Genomic DNA, 21,324 nt, shown 5'->3' with positions numbered 1-21,324 from the left:
GGGGTGCCCGCCGCTAGACGATTCTGCGCGGCAGCCGGGTGCTCAGCGCGACCGTCGCGACCACCGCCGCGAGCTGCGCGACCAGCGCCCAGACCAGGGCGTCCCGTACACCGATCGAACCGGACAGGGTCAGGAACAGGGTGCCGAGAGTGGCCACGCCCAGCGCGAGGCTGGACTGCTGGGTGGTCGCCATCGCGCCGCTGCCGACCCCGGCCTGCGCGGCCGGCACCTCGCTGAGCACGATCCGGAGCACCACCGGCAGGACGAAGCCCTGGCCGAAGCCGATCACGGCCATGCTCGGCGCCAGCTCCGCGATGCTCAGACCCGTACCGCCGTAGTGGAAGGTCGCGGCGAGCGCGACCAGTCCGACGCCCTGGACCAGCGAGCCCGCGGTCACCACATTGCGGCCGAAGCGGGCCACCATCCGCGGACCGAGCAGCGAGGCGGCGAAGAAGGCGGCGCACAGCGGGGCCAGCGCGGCCCCCGCCTCCAGCGCCCCGAAGCGCAGCCCGTCCTGCATGGCCACCGCCACGACGAACATGAAGCCCCCGAAGCCGAGGCAGAAGGGCACGATGAGCAGCAGACCGCTGCGCACGCTGTGGATGCGCAGCAGCGACGGCGGGATCAGCGGGTTGCCGCCGTCGCGCTCACCGCGCCGCTCGACCGCCACGAAGGCCGCCGCCGCGAGCGGGAAGACCGCGAGCAGCACCCACGACCACAGCGGCCAGCCGGCCGCCCGGCCCTCGGTGAGCGGCAGCAGCAGGGTGATCAGCGTGACCGCGAGCAGGACGGTGCCGGGCTTGTCGATACGGGCCGGGTGCGCGGACCGCGTCTCCGGCACCGACTTCAGCGCCAGCGCCAGCGCGACGGCCGCCACCGGCACGTTGACCAGGAAGATCGCCCGCCAGCCGCTGCCCGCGATGTCCGCGGAGACCAGCACACCGCCGAGCACCTGGCCGACGACGCTGGCGATGCCCGCGGTCGCGCCGTAGTAGCTCAGTGCCTTGCCGCGGGCGCCGCCCGAGGTCGCGGACTGGATGGTGGCCAGCGCCTGCGGGAGCAGCAGTGCCGAGGCGGCGCCCTGGGCGACGCGGGCCGCCACCAGGGTCCAGGCGGAGGGGGCGACACCGCAGGCCAGCGAGGTCACGGCGAACAGGCCGAGGCCCCACAGGAAGAGATTGCGGCGGCCGAACATGTCGCCGAGCCGCCCGCCGAGCACGAGCAGCACCGCGTAGGCGACGCCGTAGCCCGCGACGACCATCTCCAGGACCGCGGGTCCGGCGTGCAGGTCGCGGTCGATGGTGGGCAGGGCCACGTTGACGATGAAGAAGTCCACCATCGGCAGCGCCGCGCCGAGCAGCACGGTCAGCAGGCCGAGGGAGCTCAGGCCGGGGGCCGGGGCGGGGGAGTGCGAGCGGGTGGGGACGGAAGAGTTCCGGGCGGGCGCCCCGATGCGGGTCACGCGGGGGAGCACCTGAGCCCGGGAGGTCATGGCGGGTTCCATTCGGTCGGTCACATGGTTCACACTGGACCTCTTCTCAGGGTGGTACCAGAGAGCGTTTATCCAGGTATACGCACCACCTGGCAACCGGCTGCCGGATCGGGCACTCTGGGAATATGACCGCAGACGCCAGCGCTTTCCCGCCGAGCACCGTGACCCCGGGGCCGGGCGCCGTTTCCCCGGATTCGGGCGCCGTTTCCCCGGATTCGGGCGCCGTCCCCGCAGGGACGGGGACCGTGTCGCCGGGCTCGGCCGCGGCCCCGCTGGGCCAGGGGAACGTCTCACTGGACGTCTCCGGGGCCGATGTGCCCGAGGCCGCCGCCGCGGAGAGCCGCCGCCAGGAGCTGGCGTCCTTTCTGCGCAGCCGCCGGGAGCGGATCTCGCCGGACCAGGTCGGGCTGCCGCCCGGCCGTCGGCGCCGGACGCCCGGACTGCGCCGCGAGGAGGTCGCACAGCTCGCCGCGGTCGGGGTCACCTGGTACACGTGGCTGGAGCAGGCGCGGGAGATCCAGGTCTCCGGGCAGGTCGCCGACGCCATCGCGCGCGCCCTGATGCTCGACCACAACGAGCGCAAGCACCTGTTCACCCTCGCCGGGACCGCCGACCCGCACCCGCACCTGGAATGCCCCGGCATGTCACCCGCGCTGCTCGCCATGGTCGACCAGCTCGCGCCGCTGCCCGCCGCGGTCGTCAACAGCCGGTACGACGTGATCGCGTACAACCGCACCTACGGCCGGCTGGTCAGCGACCTGGACGCGCTGCCCGTCGAGGACCGCAACGTCATGTGGCTGTCGTTCACCGACCCGCTGTGGCGCGAGCGGATGGTCGACCGCGAGGAGAGCATCCGGCTGATGGCCGCCAAATTCCGGGTCTCGATGGCCCAGCACCTGGCGGAGCCCGCATGGCGGGAACTGCTCAAGCGGCTCCAGCAGAGCTCGCCCGACTTCCGCGAGATGTGGGAACGGCACGAGGTGCTCCAGCCCGACGGCCACATCAAGCGCTATCTGAACCCCGAAGTCGGCCTGCTCTCCTTCGACTTCACCCACCTGTGGCTCGGCCCGCAGCAGGGCCCGCGCCTGACCACGTACACCCCGGCCGACGACCTCACCCGTGAGCGCCTCAACCGGCTGCACGCGCTGGTCTCCGCGCAGGAGCGGCAGCCGATCGCGGGCTGATCCGCGAGCGAACCCCGGCTTCCGGCCGTCGGCGGACCCACCTTCCGGCCCGCCCTCCGGCTCACCTTCCGGCCCCCCGTGCCTCCTCGGCGCGGGGGGCCGGACGCGTCTGCGGATTTGGAATATCCACACAGACCCATGGTGGATGTGGCTTTTCCATAGGGAGTCCATGGGAGAGAATGCCCGCTTCTTGCGCCTCTGGGTGATCAACTCGTCACCCTGCGGTCATATATGGTCGCTCATCAGCCATGGAATGTCTCATTCGGACACTCTTCCTCGCGCAATCTCTTGTGGCATTGCGTGGATACAGGTATGAATTCCACACGAAGCAAAAGTGAGGTTGATACGGAAGGGCCCGCGATGAGCGTTAACGGCACATCCGCGCACTTCGCGGAGGAACGTCGGCGAGCGCTGCTCGACCAGCTCAAGGCCAACGGGCGGCTCGAAGTCGTCGCCGCGGCCGACCGGCTGGAGGTGACGTCGGAGACGATCCGCCGCGATCTGGTGCTGCTGGAGCGCCGCGGTCTCGTCCAGCGGGTGCACGGCGGAGCGATCCTCCTCGACCGTGAACACCTCGTCCCCGACCTCCAGTCGCGCAGGCGGCTGATGGCGGTGGCGAAGGACCTGATCGCCCACGCCGCGGTCAAGCACATGCCCGACGAGGGCGCGGTGATCATCGACGCCGGGACCACCACCGGCCGGATGGCCGAGATATTCCCCGGCGGTCCCTCGCTGGTCGTCATGACCAACAGCCTCCAGGCGGCGATCGCGCTCGCGGGCAAACAAGGACTCAGCGTCCACACCCTCGGTGGCCGGGTCCGGGCCAACACCCTGGCCGAGGTCGACGCCCCCGCGCTCGGCGCCATCGCGCGCGTCCACGTCGACGTCGCCTTCATCGGCACCTACGGGGTCTCGCCCCGGCACGGCTTCTCCACCCCCGACCCGGCCGAGGCCGCGGTCAAGGAGGCGATGATCCGCGCCGCCAAGCGGACCGTCGTCCTCTGCGACAGCAGCAAGATCGGCAAGGACCACTTCGCCCGGTTCGCCGACACCTCCCAGCCCGATCTCCTGATCACCGACGCCGACGCCCCACCGGAACTGCTGCGGGCCCTGGAGACCTCCGGGCTGGCGATCGAAGTGGTTCCGATCCCATGACAAGCGATCCCGCAGACACCGCCACCACGGCGACGTGTACCACCGCAAAGGAGCGAGGTATGCCTTCCACAGTCCTTACGTCAGGGGCGCGGGCAGCGGTCATCGCTGCCGCGTGCATCGGGCTCGGGTTCGCCACCGCGTGCGCGCCCTCCAACGACGGCTCCGGCGGTGACAGCGGCGCGGCCGACTCCGGGCAGAGCCAGGACGTCAGCCAGTTCGTCACCGCGGTGCAGGCCGCGCAGAAGGGTCCCGAGTCCTTCGCGGGACCGACCGACAAGCCGGTCACCGTGCCCAAGAACATCAAGGTCGCGATCATCCCGTGCGGTGTCGCCATCGGCGGCTGCAACACCCCCGCCGAATCGGTCAAGGGCATCGTGAAGACCCTCGGCTGGAAGCCCACCATCTACGACGGCCAGTCCAACGCCCGTACCCAGAACAACATGATCCTCAACGCCGTCTCCAACCGGGCCGATGTGATCGCCACGGTCTCCATCGACTCCAAGCTCGTCCAGCAGGGCCTGGAGGCAGCCAAGAAGGCCGGGATTCCGGTGATCTCGATGAACAACGGCACCGGCTCCCCCAACCCCAAGCCCGAACTGGAGCCCGGCCAGATCGACTTCGACCTCGACGTGGCGCCCGACTACGGCGCCAACGGCCGGATGCAGGCGGACTGGGTGATCGCCGACTCCAAGGGCACGGCCGTGGTCCAGCCGGTCATCACCAGCGAGTACCTGTCCAACACGGTCACGTACAACGCCTTCGTCGCCGAGATGAAGAAGTGCGCGGCGTGCAAGGTGCTCAAGCCGGTCAACTTCACCACCGACGAGATCGCCTCGGGCGCCCTGGGCACCCGTACCGTCTCGACCCTCCAGCAGCACGCGAACGCCACCTACGTCTACACCGGCTTCGACGCCGCCGCCGCGGCGGAGGTCAACGCGATCAGGCAGGCCGGTCTCGGCAACAGGGTCAAGCTGGTCAGCGCGGTCGGCGACCCGATCAACCGGCAGTTCATCCGCGAGGGCGACATCCAGGGCGCGACCGTCATCGAGATCCCCTCGCTGTACGGCTACGCGACCGTCGACCAGATGATCCGCACGGTGCAGAAGCAACCCGCCATCGAACCGGCCAACGAGGGCGCGATCACGGTCCTGCTCACCAAGGACAACATGATCGGCAACAACGACCAGTGGAAGCTGCCGTTCGACGTCGCCGCCGAGTACCACAAGCTCTGGGGCACGAAGTGACCACCCAGGCAACCGATGAGGTCATGGCGGCGCGCTCGCTGTGCAAGACCTTCGGTGCCACCCAGGCCCTGTGGGACGTCTCACTCGGCCTGGTCCCCGGCGCGGTGCACGCGCTGGCCGGGGCGAACGGCTCGGGCAAGTCCACCCTGATCAAGATCATGAGCGGTGTGTTCGGCCCGGACAGCGGCCACCTGCTGGTGGACGGCGCCCCGCAGGAGTGGTCGTCGCCGATGGACTCCCGCGCGGCGGGCGTCGGCGTCGTCCACCAGGAGGCGCCGCTGGTCGACACGCTCAGGGTCGCGGACTGCGTCGCGCTGCTCGGCGGCTTCGAGGGCGTCCCCGCCCTCGGGCTCAGCCACCGGGCGCTGGTACGGCGTGCGCAGCGGCTGCTCGACGAGCACGAGGTGCCGGTCGACGCCCGTACCACGTGCGCCGAACTCGGCCCCGCCGACCGGGCGATGGTGTCCCTCGCCGTCGCCACCGGACAGGGCAGCCGCATCCTCATCCTCGACGAGGTCACCGCCTCGCTGCGGCAGGACGACGCGGAACAGGTCCTCGGCCTGGTCCGCAGGCTCGCCGACCGGGGCACGGCGGTCCTCATGGTCACCCACCGGATCGGCGAGATCACCCAGTACGCCGACCGCCTCACCGTGCTGGCGGCCGGTCGTACGCAGTACGAGGGGCCGTCCGCCGAGGTCAGCGCGGCCCGGATCATCGAGTACATGCTCCCGGAGCAGCGGCTGGCCGCCGAGCAGGCGGCCGGGACCGGGCCCCGCAAGGAGCCCGCCGACCCCGACTCCTTCGAGGCGTACGGCGAAGGGACGCCGCTCGTGGACGGCGCGGACCGGACTCTGATGGAGATCCGCGGGCTGACCGGTCACCGGCTCGACCCGCTGGACCTCGACATCCGCGCGGGCGAGATCGTCGGAGTCACCGGCTTGCCCGACTCCGGCGTGGACGAACTGCCGTATCTCCTCGCGGGCGGCGTGCCGCCCCGCTCGGGCACCGTCCGCTTGCGGGGGTTCGAACCCACCCGCGCCTGGACCGCTTCCACCGCCCGCAGGCAGGGCGTGGCGCTGCTGCCCAGGGACCGGCTCTCGCACGGCGGCGTCGCCGTCCTGAGCGTCGCCGACAACATCGCGCTCCCTTCGCTGCGCCGCTTCTGGCACCGCAGGTCAGCGCTGCGCGAGGCGATCGGCCGGGTGATCCGCGAACTCGACGTACGGCCGCGCGATCCCTCCGCCTCCCTCGGCAGCCTCAGCGGCGGCAACCAGCAGAAGGTGCTGCTCGGCAAGTGGCTGTCGACCGACCCGAAGGTCCTGGTGCTCGACGAACCGACCAACGGCGTCGACCCGGGCGCGCGGCTCCTGATGTTCGAAGCGGTCAGGAAACGCGTGGACCAGGGCATGGGGGCGGTCCTGTTCTCCTCGGAGTTCGAGCAGCTCACCGCGTACTGCGACCGGATGGTGGTGCTGCGCCCCGGAGCCGGGGCGCAGGAGATCCCCGTCCCCGACAACCCCGTCAAGCTGGCCAGGATCGTGGCGAGTCCACAGGAGGACGGTCCGAGATGAGCAGAGAAGATCTCGACACAGTGAAGCCCGACGCGCTGGCCGGGGGCGCCGTGACCGCCGACCGGCAACCGACCGCCGACCGGCAACCGACCGCCGACCGGCAACCGACCGCCGGGCGGTCCCACGGCGCCGGCCTCCTGCGTACGATCGGCGAAGCCCTCATCCAGCGCTACGCCCAGATCGTGCTGCTGGTGGTGCTGATCGTGGTGTTCAGCATGGCCACCCCCAACTTCGCCACCCGGCAGAACTGGACCTCGCTGCTGGTCAGCCAGTCCGTGATCGCGCTGATGACGCTGGCGGTGCTCTTCCCGCTGATCGTCGGCGAGTTCGACCTGTCGGTCGGCTATCTGCTCGGCTTCTGCGCGATGCTCGGCGCCTATCTGACCGGCCAGGGCTGGCCGGTGACCGCGGTGTTCCTCGCGATGGCCGGCTGCGGGGTGGTGGCCGGTGCCTGGAACGGTGTGCTCAACGTGGTGTTCGGCATCAACTCGTTCATCGCGACCCTGGGCATGGGAATCGTGCTCTCCGCGATGACCCTGATGCTCAGCAACGGCGCCATCCTCACCACCGTTCCCGGCCTGGCCAAGACCCTCGGTCGCGGCTACGCGGTGCAGGTCGCCTGGGCGGTGTGGATCGTCGCGATCGTGGCCGTCATCTGCTTCTACCTGCTCCAGCACACCCCGGTCGGCGCCCGGCTGTACGCGATCGGCGGCTCCGAGCGCGTGGCGTTCCTGGCCGGTGTGCGCACCGGCCGGTACAAGATCCTCGCCTTCGGCTGCGCCGGCGGGCTGGTCTCGCTGGCCGCCGTGCTCCAGCTCGGCCAGGCCGGTTCCGTGACCCCCAGTCTCGGCCCCGACCTGCTGCTGCCCGCCTACGCCGCCGCGTTCCTGGGCGTCACCACCTACCGTCCGGGCTTCTACAACGTGCCCGGTGTGATCGTCGCGATCCTGCTGCTCGCCGTCGGTTTCAACGGCTTGAGCCTGCTCGGCGTCCCGTTCTGGGTGCAGCCGCTCTTCAACGGCCTCGCCCTGCTGGTCGCCGTCCTCGCCGCGCGCTTCGTCGCCCGCCGCAGGACCGGTGAACGCCGGGGTCCGGCATGACCCGCCCGTCCGGTCGGCCGCTGCCCCACCCACTCTCGAAAGGACACACGATGACTGACGTCCCCCATCCGCTCCTGGTCCTGGCCATGGACCATCGGGCGGTGATGCGCGGGCTGTTCGGTGACGCGGTGCCGGCCGCCGAACGTCAGGAGGCGTTCGGCCGGGTGAAGGACCTGGCCTTCGACGCGCTGGTCCGCACGATCGCCGAAGGCGGCACCGCCCCGGCCAACCTCGGGGTGCTGATAGACGAGGAGTACGGCGAACGGACCATTCCCCGCGTACGGGAGGCCGGTTGCTGCCTGGTGCTGCCCGTCGAGGAGAGCCGGTCCTCGGTCTTCGACATCAACACCGGCGAGTTCGTCCTCACCGGCGGCGACGACTTCGCCGCCCGCCTGGACGCGCTCGGCCCGGACATGGTCAAGGCGCTCATCGTGCACAACCCCGAACTGCCCGCCGGGCGCAGGGCCCGGCAGACCGCCCGCGCCCGCCAGGTGCTCGACTGGTGCCTGGCCAACCGGCGGCCCTTCATGCTGGAGATGCTGGTCCCGCCGACCGACGCGCAGCTCGCCGCGGAAGGCGGCGACAAGGAGCGCTGGCAGCGCGCGCACCACACAAACCTGCTGCTGCGGACGGTCTCGGAGTACCAGGACGCCGGCGTGTGGCCGCACGTGTGGAAGCTGGAGCCGCTGGCAGCCGAGGCCGACTACGCGGTGGTCGCCGACCACTGCCGGGCCGGGGCGCCGTACCCGACCTCCCTGGTGCTGCTCGGCGGCGGCGCGGACATGGACGCGGTCGAGGAGTGGGTGCGGCAGATCCGCGGGGTGGACGGCTACATCGGCTTCGCCATCGGCCGCAGCCTGTGGATCGACGCCTTCGACGGCTATCTCCGCGGGGACCTCGACGAGGAGCAGGTGGTCGCCTCGATCGCCGGCCGGCTGCGACGGCTGGTCACCGCTTACTCCCTCGGCGAGGACGTGCCGAGCGCGGCGCGCTGACCGGACCGTGCCGTGGCCGTACGGACGGGCGCGCGACCGGTAGACAGGACAAAGCGGCGGATTCCGGATCTTCGGCTGAGGAGGCTGTGATGGCAAGGACGGCATGCGTCGTCGGCGTGGACATCGGCACCACCACGGTGAAGGTGTGCGCCACCGACGAGCGCGGCCACGAGCTGGCGGTGGTCAGGGCCGACACCCCCTGGCGGCTCGCCGCCGGGACGACGGTGCTCGGGCACGAGGACCTGTCCGGCACGCTCGACGGCCTCTTCCGGCAGCTCGCCGACCGGCTCCCCGGCCGCCACGCCCTCGCCGTCGGCTTCGCGGGCATGGCCGAGGCGGGGTACGCGCTCGCCGCCGACGGCACACCCGTCGCACCGGCCGTGGCCTGGTTCGACACCAGCGGGGCGGACGAACTGGCCGCTCTCCTCGCCGAACAGGGCGACGGCTTCACCGCCACCACCGGCCTGCGGCCCACCACCCGCGCCTCGGCCGTCAAGGTGGCGTGGCTGCTGCCCCGACTGGACGGACGGTCGGCGTCGTCCGCCGGGCCCCGGACGCGTACGGCCGCTTCCGGTACGAGGTCCGGCCCGACCGGGAAGGCCGTGAGCTGGCTGAACGTACCGGAGTGGGCCGCCCATTGGGCGGGCGGCCGGGCCACCGCCGAGTGGTCGCTCGCCGCGCGCAGCGGCTTCATGGACGTGACCGCCCGCGAGTGGTGGAAGCACGGCGTGGACCGGGTGGGGCTCGACCCCGCCGCGATGCCGGAACTGCTGCCCGCCGGATCGCCCACCGGCACCGCGCGGGCCGGTCTGCCGCTGGTCGGCGGCGCGGTCGTCACCGTCGCGGGCCACGACCACCTGGCGGGCGCGATCGGCGCCGGGGCCGTACACCCCGACGACTGCTTCGACAGCCTCGGCACCGGGGAGGCGCTGATCCGCTCCCGGCCCGCCACCAAGAACCCCGGCCTGCTGACCCAAGCGGTGGCCGCCGGATTCGAGCGCGGCCCGCACATCGTCCCCGGCCGCGACTACCTCTTCGGCGTCCTCGGCACCGGACGCCTGCTGCGCGCCCTGCTCGACGACCGGCTCGGCGCCGAACGGACCCTCGCCGACGTCGACGCGCTCGGCAGGGCCGCGGCCCTGCTGTCCGCGACCGGCCGCGCGGCCGAATGCGCCGTCACCCTCGGCAGCGCGGCCCGGCCGATGGCCCCGCTCGACCCGGCCGCCGTGGTGGCCGCCCTCCACGGACTGCCGGACGCCGAGGCGTGGGCCGTACTGGTCGAACTGACCTCCTGGCGCTGCCGCGACGCGATCGGCCTGCTCGACGCGCTCGGCGGTCCCGGCAACGCGCTGATCGCCGCGGGCGGCTGGTACACGTCCGGCTACATCAGGGCCGTCCGCGCCCGGGTGCTCGGCTCGGTCCGGCTGCCCGTCGGCGCCGAGGCCGGCGCCTGCGGCGCCGCCCGGATGGCGGCGCTGGCCTGCGGACTCATCCCCGACCTCGGCACCTGGATCGACGACTGGACGGAGTTCACCGCATCATGACGTCCCACCCCATCACCGGGCACACCCGGATCTACGCGCACTTCGCCGACCCGGTGGCCCATGTGCGCACACCCGAGGTGATGAACCGCTTCTTCCGCCAGCGCGGCATCGACGCGGCCGTGGTGCCGTACCAGGTCGGCGTCGAGGATCTGGCGCAGGCGGTCGCCGCGGCGCGCTCCTGGAAGAACCTGGCGGGCATCGGGGTCACCATGCCGCACAAGGAGCACATCGCCGGGCTGCTCGACGACCTCACCGAGGACGCCGTCAGGGCCGGTGCGAGCAACGTCATCCGCAGGCTGCCCGACGGGCGGCTGCTCGGCGGGCAGTACGACGGCCCCGGCCTGGTCGCGGGGCTGCGCGCGCACGGGGTGCGGCTGGAGGGCGCGCGGGTCCTGCTGCTCGGCGCGGGCGGCAGCGCGCGCGCCGTCGCCATGGCGCTCGCCGCCGCGGGCGTCTCGCACCTGGCCGTCCGCAACCGGACCACCGACCGCGCCGTCGCCCTGGCCGAGCAGGTCGGCCGCCACTACCCGGCCGTGCGCTGCGAGGTGCGCGAGCGGGACTCCGTCGCCGACGTCGACGTCCTGGTCAACACCACCTCGGTCGGCATGCGCGCCGCCGATCCGCTGCCCGTCGACCTCGCCGCACTCAGCCCGGCCACGGCCGTCAGCGACATCATCATGAAGCCCGCCAGGACCCGGCTGCTCGACCACGCGCGGCGCGCGGGATGCACGGTCGTGCCCGGCGTCCACATGCTCCTCCACCAACTCGGGCCGACCGCGGACTTCCTCGGCCTCGAACCGACACTCGAACCCTCCGGCGAACCCGATCCGCCGGACCTCACCGATCCGCTCGCGCACGCGAGCGACGCCGCAGAGGTGGCGTGATGCGTGCTCTCACCCTGCGAGGCGCCCATGACGCGGCGATCGGCGAGACCGACGAGGAAGCGCTCGGCGCCGACGACGTACGCGTCGCGGTCGCGCGGGTCGGCCTCTGCGGCTCGGACACCCACTTCTACGCGCACGGACGGATCGGCGCCTTCCGGCTCACCGGGCCCCACGTGCTCGGCCACGAGGCGTCCGGCACCGTCCTGGAGACCGGTGACCGGGTGACCGACCTCGCCCCCGGCGACCTGGTCGCCGTCGAACCCGGCCTGTGGTGCGGCCGGTGCCGCGAGTGCCTGGCCGGTACGTACAACCTCTGCGCGCGGATGCGCTTCCTCGGGATGCCGCCGCACGCCGGGCTGGCGCGCGAGCGCGTGGTGCTGCCGCGCCGCGCGGTGCACGCCGTCCCCGCCGTGATGACCGCGACCCGGGCGGCCCTGCTCGAACCGCTGTCGGTGGCCGTATGGGCCGTCGGCCGGGCCGCCGTGCTCCCCGGCGAGCAGGTGCTCATCGCGGGCGCGGGCCCGATCGGCACCCTGGTGGCGCGGGTGGCCCTGGCCGAGAAGGCGGGCCGGGTGATCGTCGCGGACGTCGACGAGCGCCGACTGGCCCGGCTCGCGCACTCCACGCCCGGCGTGGAGACCGCTCGCGTCGGCGCCGAACCCGGCACCGGCTTCCAGGACGTGGCGGCCGACCTCGACTGCTACCTGGAGTGCTCGGGCGCGCCCACCGCGCTGGACGACGGGATGACGCGGCTGCGGCCGCGCGGCCGTGCCGTACTGGTCGGAGTGCCCGCCGCGCCGACGATCACGCTGTCGTCCACCCTGATCCGCTACCGCGAACTCACCCTCACCACCGTCCACCGCTACGCCCACACCTGGCCGCGCGCCATCGAGCTGGTCTCCAGCGGCGCGGTCGAGGTCGACGACCTGGTCTCCGACCACTACGCGCTGGAGGAGGGGCCGAAGGCCCTGGCCGACGCGGCGGCGGGCAAGGTGGCCATGAAGGCCATGATCTCGGTGGACGCGTCATGACCGGCACGCGGGGCGAGGAGCCCGACGGGGGCCGCGAGGACGGGACGTACGGTGCGGCCTCGTCTTCGACGGCCGGGGTTTCCGGTACGTCGGCCGCGTACGACTCGGCTTCCGGTACGTCGGCCGCGTACGACCCGGTTTCCGGTACGTCGGCCCTCACCGGCACCGCCGGCACCACCGCCACCACCGGGGCCGTCGTCGGCGAACTGGGCGCCGTGGCGCGGCAGACGCCCGAGCGGGTCAGGGACGCCGCCGCGCTGGTGACCCGTGGCCGGGTCTTCTCGCTCAACTGGGACCTGGCCCTGCCCGACCCGCCGATCCTCGGCAGGGGCAGCCACACGCACACCCGTATCGACCTCGGCAACGGCTTCGACGACCGCCTCGACTCCTTCTACCCGCAGGGGTCCTCGCAGTGGGACGGGCTGGCGCACGTGCGCGGCCCCGACGACACCTATTACGGCGGCCACCGGACCGCCGCCATCGCGGCGGCGGCGGGGCCGCTGGGCATCGAGCACTGGGCGCGGCGCGGCATCGCGGGCCGCTTCGTCCTGGCCGACCTGGTCGGACATGGGCGGCACGGCGGCGACTGCTCCCGCCGGGTCGCCTACACCGCGGCCGACGTGACGGCCGCGCTCACCGCGCAGGGCACACAACTGCGGCCCGGCGACGTCCTGTTGCTGCACTTCGGCTGGACGCGCTGGTACGAGGGGCTGGACCGGGCGGCGCGCGAGGCGCTGGCGGCGGAGGGCTTCTTCGCCTCGCCGGGCCTGGCCGTCGATCAGGAGACCAGGCGGTGGCTGCGCGGCCTGGAGCTGTCCGCGGTCGCGGCCGACTGCCCCGCGGTGGAGGCCATGCCGTTCGACATGAGCGGGCCCGAGACTTTCCTGCATCACACGCTGATCGCCGAACTGGGCCTCGCGGTGGGCGAATTGTTCGACCTCGCGGCCCTGGCCGAGGACTGCGCACAGGACGGCGTCCACGAGGGGCTGTTCACCGCGGCCCCGCTCCACCTCACCGGCGCGGCGGGCTCCACCGCCAACGCCCTCGCGCTGAAGTGACGCGGGGACCCGTACGACCCGAAGGAGCTGACGGCGCCGGGGCCTCCGACGCCACCGAGGACCCGACGCCACCGACGACTCCGACGGAACCGACGACTTCCGACGGCCCCTCGCCACCGGGGCCTCCGACGCCACCGACGACTCCGACGGAACCGACGACTTCCGACGGCCCCAACGGCCTTGAGAACCACAGGAGATGACCGACAGCATGGACGTCCTGGAGATTCAGTCCCTGGTGGGCGGGCGATGGACCGGCGCCCCGACGGCGGTACGGGAAAATCCGGCCGTCCCCGGTCAGCGGGTCAGCCTCAGCGCGGACCTCGACGCCGCCACCGTGGAGCGCGCGCTGGACGCCGCCCACGCCGCCGCCCGCGATTGGGGACGCACCCCGGCTCCCGCCCGCGGCCGGATCCTGGAGCGAGCCGCCGCGCTCCTCGACGACCGCGCGGACGAGGCCGCCCGGGACATCACCCGCGAGGAGGGCAAGACCCTCGCGGAGGCGCGCGGCGAGGTCGCGCGGGCCGCCGACATCCTGCGCTTCTACGGCAGCGAGGGCTGGCGGCTCGGCGGCACGACATACCCCTCGGCGGCGGGCACCGATCTGGTCTACAGCCGCCGCGAACCGCTGGGCGCGGTCGCGGTCATCACCCCCTGGAACTTCCCGATCGCCATCCCCGCCTGGAAGTCCGCGCCCGCCCTGGTCAGCGGCAACGCGGTGGTGCTCAAGCCCGCCCAGATCGCCCCCGCGGGCGCCTGGCACCTGGCCAGGGTGCTCCAGGAAGCCGGCCTGCCCGACGGGGTGTTCACCCTGCTGACCGGCTCCGGCGCCCGGATCGGCGCCCAACTCGTCGCGTCGCCGCGGATCGACGCGGTCACCTTCACCGGCTCGGTGGGCGTCGGCGCGGGCATCTACACCGCCGCCGCGCCGCGCCGCATCCGGGTGCAGCTCGAACTCGGCGGCAAGAACGCCGTCGTGGTCTGCGACGACGCCGACGCCGCGGTGGCCGCGCGCATCGTCGCGGCGGGCGGCTTCGGCCTCACCGGCCAGGCGTGCACCGCGACCAGCCGGGTGATCTGCCTGCCGGGCGTCAAGGACGCCTTCCTCGACGCCCTGCGGGAGGAGGCCGCGGCCTACCGGCCCGGCGACGGACTGACCGACGGCGTACGGATGGGTCCTGTGGTCAGCGGCGCCCAACTCGCCACCGATCTGGGCTACGTGGACAAGGCCCTGGCCGAGGGCGCCAGGACCGTGGTCGGCGGCGCGGACCCTGACGGCCTGCTGTTCGGCCCCACGGTGCTGACCGGCGTGCGGCCCGCCGACACCGTCGCCCAGGAGGAGGTCTTCGGCCCGGTGGTCGCGGTGCTCGACGCCACCAACCTCGACCAGGCCATCGACCTGGTCAACGACTCCCGCTTCGGCCTGACGGCCGGTGTGGTCACCAACGACCTGGACACCGTGCACCGGTTCAGCTCCGAGGTGCGGGCCGGAGTGATCAAGGTGAACCGGCCGACCAGCGGGGTCGAGCTGAACGTCCCCTTCGGCGGGGTCGGCGACTCCTCCACCAACACCTACCGCGAGCAGGGACAGACCGCTGTGGACTTCTTCACCTGGACCAAGAGCGTGTACCAGGCGTCAGCGCCCGGCAGCGTGTCATGACCGGCCCGCGGGCGGACGCGGAGGGGAAGCCGCCACGCCCGCGGGCCCGGGGGGAGGCCGACCGGCCGCACCAAGGGGGGAGCGGCCGGTCGGCCGAATGTCCTGGCCAACGAGTGACCGGACGCGCGTGCGCCGCCGCGCCCGACACGGCGCGCACCGGCGAAAACGCCCGGCCGACCACGCCGGCGACGGTGCGCGGACGCTGTACATCCACCCGGACGAGCGGGTGGACCGCGGCGCGTGGGAGCCGGTCTGCCCGGCCGAGGCGGTCTACTACGAGGACGGCCCGCCCGACGACCGGCGCGGGCACCTCGCCGCCGACCGGGACTCCGCCGCGTGCCGGGACAGCGGGCGGCGCCGGAGAGGTGGGCGGGACCGGTACCGACGCCCCACCGGCCGCGGGGTGCGGCCGTCGTGGTGACGGCGGCGGGACACGATCTCGCGGCGACGACCTCGTGGCCCCGCCGTCCGGACGCGGCGGGGAAGCGACGACAGGAACGGAACGAACGCGATGGACAAGCCGAACGCACCCCACGGGCCGGGCGACGCGGCGGGCGGCGCCCGCCGCCTGCGCGAACTGCTCGGCCCCAGCGTGCGGTTGGACGCGGGCACCCGTGCGCTGTACTCCTCCGACGCGTCCAACTACCGGGTGCCCCCGGTCGCCGTGGTGCGCGCGGAGTCGGCGGCGCACGCCGTCGACACCGTCGCCCACTGCCACCGGCTCGGGCTGTCCGTGGTGGCGCGCGGCGCCGGAACCTCGGTCGCGGGCAACGCGATCGGCCCCGGCGTCGTCCTCGACCTCACCGCGCTCGACGCGGTCGCCGAGATCGACCCCGAGCGCCGTACCGCGACCGTGGGCGCCGGTACCGTCCAGGCCCGCCTCCAGCGCGAGGCCGCGCCGCACGGCCTGCTGCTCGGGCCCGACCCGTCGACCGCGGACCGCTGCACCATCGGCGGGATGATCGGCAACAACGCCTGCGGCGCGCACGCCGTGGCCTGGGGCAACACCCGTGACAATGTGGTGTCCGCCCGGCTGCTGCTGGCCGACGGCCGCCAGGTGACGGCCGATCAGCACGGCACGTCGGACGCGGAGTTGAACACCCGGCTGCGGCAGGCGGCCGACGCGCACCTGGCCGTCCTGCGGACCGAGTACGGCCGCTTCCCGCGCCAGGCGTCCGGCTACGCGCTGGACGCGCTGCTGCCCGAGCGCGGCTTCGACGTGATGAGTTCGCTGGTCGGCTCGGAAGGCACCCTGGCGCTGGTGCTCGACGCCACCGTACGGCTGGTGCCCAGGCCCGCCGCCCGCGCGCTCGCGGTGCTCGGCTTCCCCGACATGCCCGCCGCCGCCGACGCGACCCCGGCGCTGGTGGCCCTGGGCCCGCTGGCCGTCGAGGGCATGGACCGGCGGCTGGTCGAGGTCGTGGTCCGCCGTAAGGGAGCCGCCGCCGTGCCCGCGCTGCCGCGCGGCGCGGGCTGGCTGCTCGTGGAGACCGGCGGCGCCGACCTCGCGGAGGCGGAGCACGCGGCCCGCGCCGTACTGGCCGCGTCCGGCGCGGTGGACGGCCAGGTGGTGACCGACCCCGGCCGGATCGCCGCGCTGTGGCGGATCCGTACCGACGGGGTGGGCCTGGCGGGCCGCACACCCGGCGGGGCCGACGCCTGGCCCGGCTGGGAGGACGCCGCCGTACCGCCGGAACGGCTCGGGGCCTACCTGCGGGACCTGGACGCGCTGCTCGGGCAGCACCACTACGACGGCCTGCTGTACGGGCACTTCGGCGACGGCTGTGTGCACGGCCGCTTCGACTTCGGTCTGCGGGACGAGGGCGGCGCGGCCCGGATGCGGGCGTTCCTTGAGGACGCCGCCGACCTGGTGGCCGCGCACGGCGGCTCGATGTCGGGCGAGCACGGCGACGGCCGCGCCCGCGGCGAATTGCTCGCCCGGATGTACTCGCCCGCCGCGCTGGGCGCCGCCGCCGCGGTCAAGGCGGTCTGGGACCCCGGCGCCCTGCTCAACCCCGGTGTGCTGGTCGACCCGGCGCCGCTCGACGCCGACCTGCGGGTCCGGCCGCAACTGCCCGTCGTGACCGGCGCGTTCGCCTACCCGCACGACTCCGGCGACCTCACCCGCGCCGTCCACCGCTGCGTCGGGGTCGGCAAGTGCCGCGCCGACCTCACGACCTCGGGCGATGCGATGTGCCCGTCGTATCTCGCGACGGGGGAGGAGCGGCACTCCACCCGCGGCCGGGCCCGGCTGCTCCAGGAGATGATCAGGGGCGACCTGGTGGACGGCGGCTGGGCCGACCCGGCGGTGCACGAGGCACTGGACCTGTGCCTGTCGTGCAAGGCGTGTTCGAGCGACTGCCCGGCGGGCGTCGACATGGCCACGTACAAGGCGGAGGTGCTGCACCAGCGCTACCGGCGCAGGCTCCGCCCGGTGACGCACTACTCGCTGGGCTGGCTGCCGCGCACCGCCGGGCTCGCCACCCGGCTGGCCGGTGCCAGCAACGCGCTGCTCGGCAACCGTTGGGTCGGCGCGCTGGTCAAGCGGCTCGGCGGGATCGACGGACGGCGCGGGCTGCCCCGCTTCGCCCGCCCCACCTTCCGGGCGTCCTTCCGCGCGGACCGCGCCGCCCGCGACCCGCGCCCGTCCCGCCCCCGCGTGCTGCTGTGGGTGGACAGCTTCACCCAGTCGTTCTCGCCCGAGGTCGGCACGGCCGCCGTACGGGTACTGGAACATGCCGGATACACCGTCGAGTTGACCGGCCGTCAGGTCTGCTGCGGGCTGACCTGGATCTCCACCGGCCAGCTCGACGGCGCACGCCGACAACTGCGCCGTACGTACACGGCACTTGAACCGGCCGTCGCCGACGGTGTGCCCATCGTCGGCCTCGAACCGTCGTGCACGTCCGTGCTGCGCAGGGACGGCGTCGAGCTGCTGCCCGACGACCCCAGGGCGCGGCGGGTGGCCGATCTCACCGTCACCCTGGCCGAGTTGCTGAGCCGTACGCCCGGCTGGAGCCCGCCTGACCTGTCGGGCGTCCGGACCGTCGCCCAACCGCACTGCCACCAGCGGGCCGTGATGGGCTGGCGGGCGGACGAGGAACTGCTGCGCATGGCGGGCGCCGACGTCGCCGCGGTCGGCGGCTGCTGCGGACTCGCGGGCAACTTCGGTGTGGAGCGCGGCCATTACGACGTCTCGGTGGCCGTCGCGCGGACCGCCCTGCTGCCCGCGCTGGAGACGGCGGAGCGCACCGGCCCGGTGCTGGCCGACGGATTCTCCTGCCGCACCCAGATCGACGACCTCGCGGCCGGGGCCGGAGCGGTCCACCTGGCCCAACTGCTCGCGTCCGCGCTCGACGAGTCCGACGGCCGGGCGGTGAAGGACGGCGACGACGGTTAAGGGGGACGGTCAAGGGGGCCACGGTTGAGGAGGCGACGGTTGAGCGGGCGACGCCGTGACGACGTCAGACCGGCTCGGCCACCTGCACCTCAAGGCCGGCGCCGCGCAGTTCCGCGAGCTGCGTGGCGCTGATCCCCGAGTCGGTGATCAGCAGGTCAGGGCCGTCCACGGGCGCGAAACGGGAGAACAGCGCGGTGCCGATCTTCGAGTGGTCGCACAGCACCACGACCCGACGGGCGGAGGCCATCATCGTCCGCTTGACGGCGCTCTCCGAGACGTCCGAGGTGGAGAAGCCGTGGTCCACCGTTATCCCCGAGGTGCCCAGGAACGCGACGTCGACCTTGACCTCGTCCAGCGCCCGCAGCGTCAGCATCTCGACCTCGGCGAGCGTGTCGTTGCGGACGCGCCCGCCGGTCGTGTAGACGGCCGCGCCCGGCTTGCCGGTCATCGTGACGGCGATGGGCAGGGAGTTGGTCATCACCACCAACTGCGGCCCGCCGGGGTAGAGATCGGCGAGCCGTCCGGTGGTGCTGCCCGCGTCGATGAGGACCGCGCCGCCGGTCGGCATGTGCGCGAGCGCCGCCGCGCCGATCGCCGTCTTCTCCTCGGCCATGATCCGGGTGCGCTGGGCGAGACCGGGGATGCCGTGCTCGTTGTCCAGCAGGATCGCGCCGCCGTGCACCCGGCGCAGCGCGCCGGTCTGCTCCAGCTCCACCAGGTCCCTGCGCACCGTCTCCGCGGTGACCTGGAACCGCTCCGAGATCTCGACGACGGTCAGCCTGCGCCGCTCCCTGAGCAGCTCCACCAGGGCCCGTCGGCGCTCGGTGGGGAACGCGGGCCTGGCCTCCTCGGCAGCGCGGTCATCGGCTTCTGGCGTCACCGTCCAGACCTTAGACCATCACCCCCTCGGGGACGGGGACAGTCGGCCGGTCGAGGCGGTGGCGGATGCGGTGGTCGAGGCGGCGGCTGGGGCGGTGGTCGAAGCGGTGGTCGAGGCGGGCTCAGTCCTGGGCCGCCAGGGCCGCCACGATGCGGTCGAGCGCCGTCAGATCGGCGGCCGACAGGGCGCTCAGCGACTCCGGCGGGGCGCCCATGATGGCGTTGGCGCGGCCCGCGGCGGCGTGGCCCTCGGCGGTGGCCGTCACGATCTTGGAGCGCCGGTCCGTGGGGTGTTCGTGCCGCTCGACCAGACCGCGCTTGGCGAGGTCGTCCACCACCAGCGTCGTGTACGGGCGGTCGGAGGAGAGCTCGGCCGCCAACTCGCTGAGCCGGGCGGGAGAAGCGGCGACCCGGCGCAGCACCTTGACCCGGAAGAAGCTCATGCCCAGCGCTTCCGAGGTCTCCTTGCGGCGCTCGTTGCGCTCCAGTACGTAGGTGCGCAGATTGCGCCAGATCCGCTCCGCGGTGGCATCGGCCGTGTCCGCCGGGCCGATCGCGTCGGCCGCGTCGAAGGCGTCCGTACGGCCGGTTTCCCCGCCGCCGGAGACAGCGTCAACGGAGACAGCGTCGGCGGAGGCCGTACGACCGGAGGCCGTGGGACCGGAGACCGTACCGACGGAACTCGTTGCTTCTGGCGTCGTCGTCATGAGGTGCTCACCGGGATTCGGGGGGTGTCGTCTTCTTCGGGCACGAGCAGATCGGCCGCGCGTTCGGCCGTACCGCGGGCCCAGCGTCCGGTGGTGAGCGTACCGATGAGCAGGACGGAGGCGCCGCAGCCCGAGATGATCCACCAGGCGGTGGTCTGCATTCCGGCGGCCAGCGCGGCGCCGATCACGGCGACGCCCAGCGACTGGCCGATCTGGCGGCTGGTGGACGCCACGGCCGCCGCGACCCCGGCCTGGGCGCGGGGCATGCCGGACACGGCGGTGTTGGTGATGGGGGCGTTGACCAGGCCGAAGCCGATGCCGAACAGGACGTAGGAGGTGAAGAGCAGGGCGTTGGACGACTCGGCGTCCAGCACCGCGAAGATCACGCCGCTGGCCGTCATGGTGAGACCGGCGAGCACCAGCGGCAGGCGCGGGCCGCGCGAGGCGACCAGCCGCCCGGACAGCGGCGCGAAGATCAGGCACATCACGGCCATCGGCAGCATGTAGAGCCCGGCGTCGAGGGCGGACAGGCCCCGGTCGTCCTGGAGGTAGAGGGTGTTGAGGAAGAGGAAGCCGCCGAGCGCGGCGAAGCCGCTGACCGCGATGAGGGTCGCGCCGCTGAAGGGCGCGCTGCGGAAGAAGCGCACGTCGATCAGCGGGTCGGTGCGCCGCTTCTCGTACCGCGTCAGGCCGAGCAGCGCGAGCACCGTGACGACGAAGCAGCCGACGATCAGCGGGGAGGTCCAGCCCGCGCCCGAGCCCTCGATGATGCCGTAGGTGAGCGAGCCCAGCAGCGCGATGACCAGCACCTGGCCGACCGGGTCGACGCGGCGCGGCCGGGGCGCGCGGGACTCGGGGATGTAGCGCGAGGTGAGGATCAGGGCGAGCACGCCCACCGGCAGGTTGATCCAGAAGATCGACCGCCAGCCGACGGTCTCCACCAGCGCGCCGCCGACGATCGGTCCGGCCGCCATGCTGATCCCGACGACGCCGCCCCACACGCCGATGGCGCGGGCCCGTTCGCGGGCGTCGGTGAAGGTGTTGGTGATGATCGACATCGCCACCGGGTTGAGCATCGAGCCGCCGACCGCCTGGATCATCCGGAAGGCGATCAGCCAGCCGAGACCGGGCGCGAGGCTGCACAGCAGCGAACCGAGCGTGAAGAAGACCAGTCCGATCCGGAAGATCTTCTTCCGGCCGAGCCGGTCGGCCGTGGAGCCGGAGAGCAGCAGCAGTGAGGCGATCACCACCAGATACGCGTCGATCGTCCACTGGAGGCCGGAGACGGAGGCCTGGAAGTCCCGCCTCATCGACGGCAGCGCCACGTTCAGGATCGTGTTGTCCAGGCTGACGATCAGCAGGCTCATGCAGCAGATCCCCAGGATGAGCATCCGACGCCGGTGCGTCAGCTCAGGCATGCGTC

The 21,324-nt window shown here is 73.1% G+C and carries 16 protein-coding genes; 12 read left to right on the top strand and 4 right to left on the bottom strand.

Translation table 11 applies throughout. The features are described from left to right. Positions 1-13: 13 nt before the first annotated feature. Positions 14-1,492, bottom strand: a complete 1,479-nt coding sequence (locus tag ACFZBB_RS01600) for an MFS transporter (RefSeq protein ID WP_391116711.1) — start codon at positions 1,490-1,492, stop codon at positions 14-16. A 245-nt stretch (positions 1,493-1,737) separates the two neighbouring features. Here ACFZBB_RS01600 and ACFZBB_RS01595 point away from each other — a divergent pair, with 245 nt between their 5' ends. The 12 genes from ACFZBB_RS01595 (at position 1,738) to ACFZBB_RS01540 (ending at position 18,315) form a co-directional block, all read left to right on the top strand. After that, on the top strand, positions 1,738-2,676 hold the full coding sequence (locus ACFZBB_RS01595) for a helix-turn-helix domain-containing protein (RefSeq protein ID WP_391116709.1): 939 nt from the start codon (positions 1,738-1,740) through the stop codon (positions 2,674-2,676). Positions 2,677-3,036: 360 nt separating this feature from the next. Continuing rightward, positions 3,037-3,831 carry a DeoR/GlpR family DNA-binding transcription regulator gene (locus ACFZBB_RS01590; protein ID WP_355344578.1) on the top strand — a complete coding sequence of 265 codons (795 nt, stop codon included), beginning with the start codon at positions 3,037-3,039 and terminating at the stop codon, positions 3,829-3,831. A gap of 59 nt (positions 3,832-3,890) precedes the next feature. Next, entirely contained in the window at positions 3,891-5,075 is a 1,185-nt protein-coding gene (locus tag ACFZBB_RS01585) for a substrate-binding domain-containing protein (protein ID WP_391116706.1), read from the top strand. Further along, the gene (locus tag ACFZBB_RS01580) at positions 5,072-6,646 is read left to right on the top strand and encodes an ATP-binding cassette domain-containing protein (RefSeq protein ID WP_391116704.1); all 1,575 of its coding nucleotides are present in this window, start codon (positions 5,072-5,074) and stop codon (positions 6,644-6,646) included. Before ACFZBB_RS01585 ends, ACFZBB_RS01580 begins: the two co-directional genes overlap by 4 nt. Continuing rightward, positions 6,643-7,746: an ABC transporter permease gene (locus tag ACFZBB_RS01575; protein ID WP_391116702.1), complete on the top strand. Its 1,104-nt coding sequence runs from the start codon at positions 6,643-6,645 to the stop codon at positions 7,744-7,746. The genes ACFZBB_RS01580 and ACFZBB_RS01575 overlap by 4 nt, the downstream gene beginning before the upstream one ends. A 50-nt stretch (positions 7,747-7,796) precedes the next feature. Beyond that, the gene (locus ACFZBB_RS01570; RefSeq protein WP_391116700.1) at positions 7,797-8,741 is read left to right on the top strand and encodes a 2-deoxy-5-keto-D-gluconate 6-phosphate aldolase domain-containing protein; all 945 of its coding nucleotides are present in this window, start codon (positions 7,797-7,799) and stop codon (positions 8,739-8,741) included. An 89-nt stretch (positions 8,742-8,830) separates the two neighbouring features. After that, positions 8,831-10,285, top strand: a complete 1,455-nt coding sequence (locus ACFZBB_RS01565; protein WP_391116698.1) for an FGGY family carbohydrate kinase — start codon at positions 8,831-8,833, stop codon at positions 10,283-10,285. Further along, positions 10,282-11,169: a shikimate dehydrogenase family protein gene (locus ACFZBB_RS01560; protein WP_391116696.1), complete on the top strand. Its 888-nt coding sequence runs from the start codon at positions 10,282-10,284 to the stop codon at positions 11,167-11,169. The genes ACFZBB_RS01565 and ACFZBB_RS01560 overlap by 4 nt, the downstream gene beginning before the upstream one ends. Continuing rightward, the gene (locus ACFZBB_RS01555; protein ID WP_391116694.1) at positions 11,169-12,200 is read left to right on the top strand and encodes an alcohol dehydrogenase catalytic domain-containing protein; all 1,032 of its coding nucleotides are present in this window, start codon (positions 11,169-11,171) and stop codon (positions 12,198-12,200) included. Before ACFZBB_RS01560 ends, ACFZBB_RS01555 begins: the two co-directional genes overlap by 1 nt. Beyond that, complete coding sequence (locus ACFZBB_RS01550; RefSeq protein ID WP_391116692.1) at positions 12,197-13,258, top strand: cyclase family protein; 1,062 nt, start codon at positions 12,197-12,199, stop codon at positions 13,256-13,258. The genes ACFZBB_RS01555 and ACFZBB_RS01550 overlap by 4 nt, the downstream gene beginning before the upstream one ends. Positions 13,259-13,454: 196 nt before the next feature. After that, the gene (locus tag ACFZBB_RS01545) at positions 13,455-14,915 is read left to right on the top strand and encodes an aldehyde dehydrogenase family protein (protein ID WP_391116690.1); all 1,461 of its coding nucleotides are present in this window, start codon (positions 13,455-13,457) and stop codon (positions 14,913-14,915) included. A gap of 511 nt (positions 14,916-15,426) precedes the next feature. Further along, entirely contained in the window at positions 15,427-18,315 is a 2,889-nt protein-coding gene (locus ACFZBB_RS01540) for an FAD-linked oxidase C-terminal domain-containing protein (RefSeq protein ID WP_391116688.1), read from the top strand. Positions 18,316-18,379: 64 nt separating this feature from the next. Here the strand turns inward: ACFZBB_RS01540 and ACFZBB_RS01535 are convergent, their stop codons facing one another. The 3 genes from ACFZBB_RS01535 to ACFZBB_RS01525 form a co-directional block, all read right to left on the bottom strand. Further along, entirely contained in the window at positions 18,380-19,195 is an 816-nt protein-coding gene (locus ACFZBB_RS01535) for a DeoR family transcriptional regulator (protein ID WP_391116686.1), read from the bottom strand. A gap of 121 nt (positions 19,196-19,316) precedes the next feature. Beyond that, on the bottom strand, positions 19,317-19,901 hold the full coding sequence (locus tag ACFZBB_RS01530; protein WP_391116684.1) for a MarR family transcriptional regulator: 585 nt from the start codon (positions 19,899-19,901) through the stop codon (positions 19,317-19,319). Next, positions 19,898-21,319: a DHA2 family efflux MFS transporter permease subunit gene (locus tag ACFZBB_RS01525; protein WP_391116682.1), complete on the bottom strand. Its 1,422-nt coding sequence runs from the start codon at positions 21,317-21,319 to the stop codon at positions 19,898-19,900. The genes ACFZBB_RS01530 and ACFZBB_RS01525 overlap by 4 nt, the downstream gene beginning before the upstream one ends. Positions 21,320-21,324: the final 5 nt, after the last annotated feature.

Origin of the sequence: Streptomyces sp. NPDC008139 (assembly GCF_042957025.1) — a bacterium.
Lineage (GTDB): Bacteria > Actinomycetota > Actinomycetes > Streptomycetales > Streptomycetaceae > Actinacidiphila.
The sequence above is the reverse complement of the archived record's forward strand: the minus strand, read 5'-3'. Positions and strand labels throughout refer to the sequence as shown.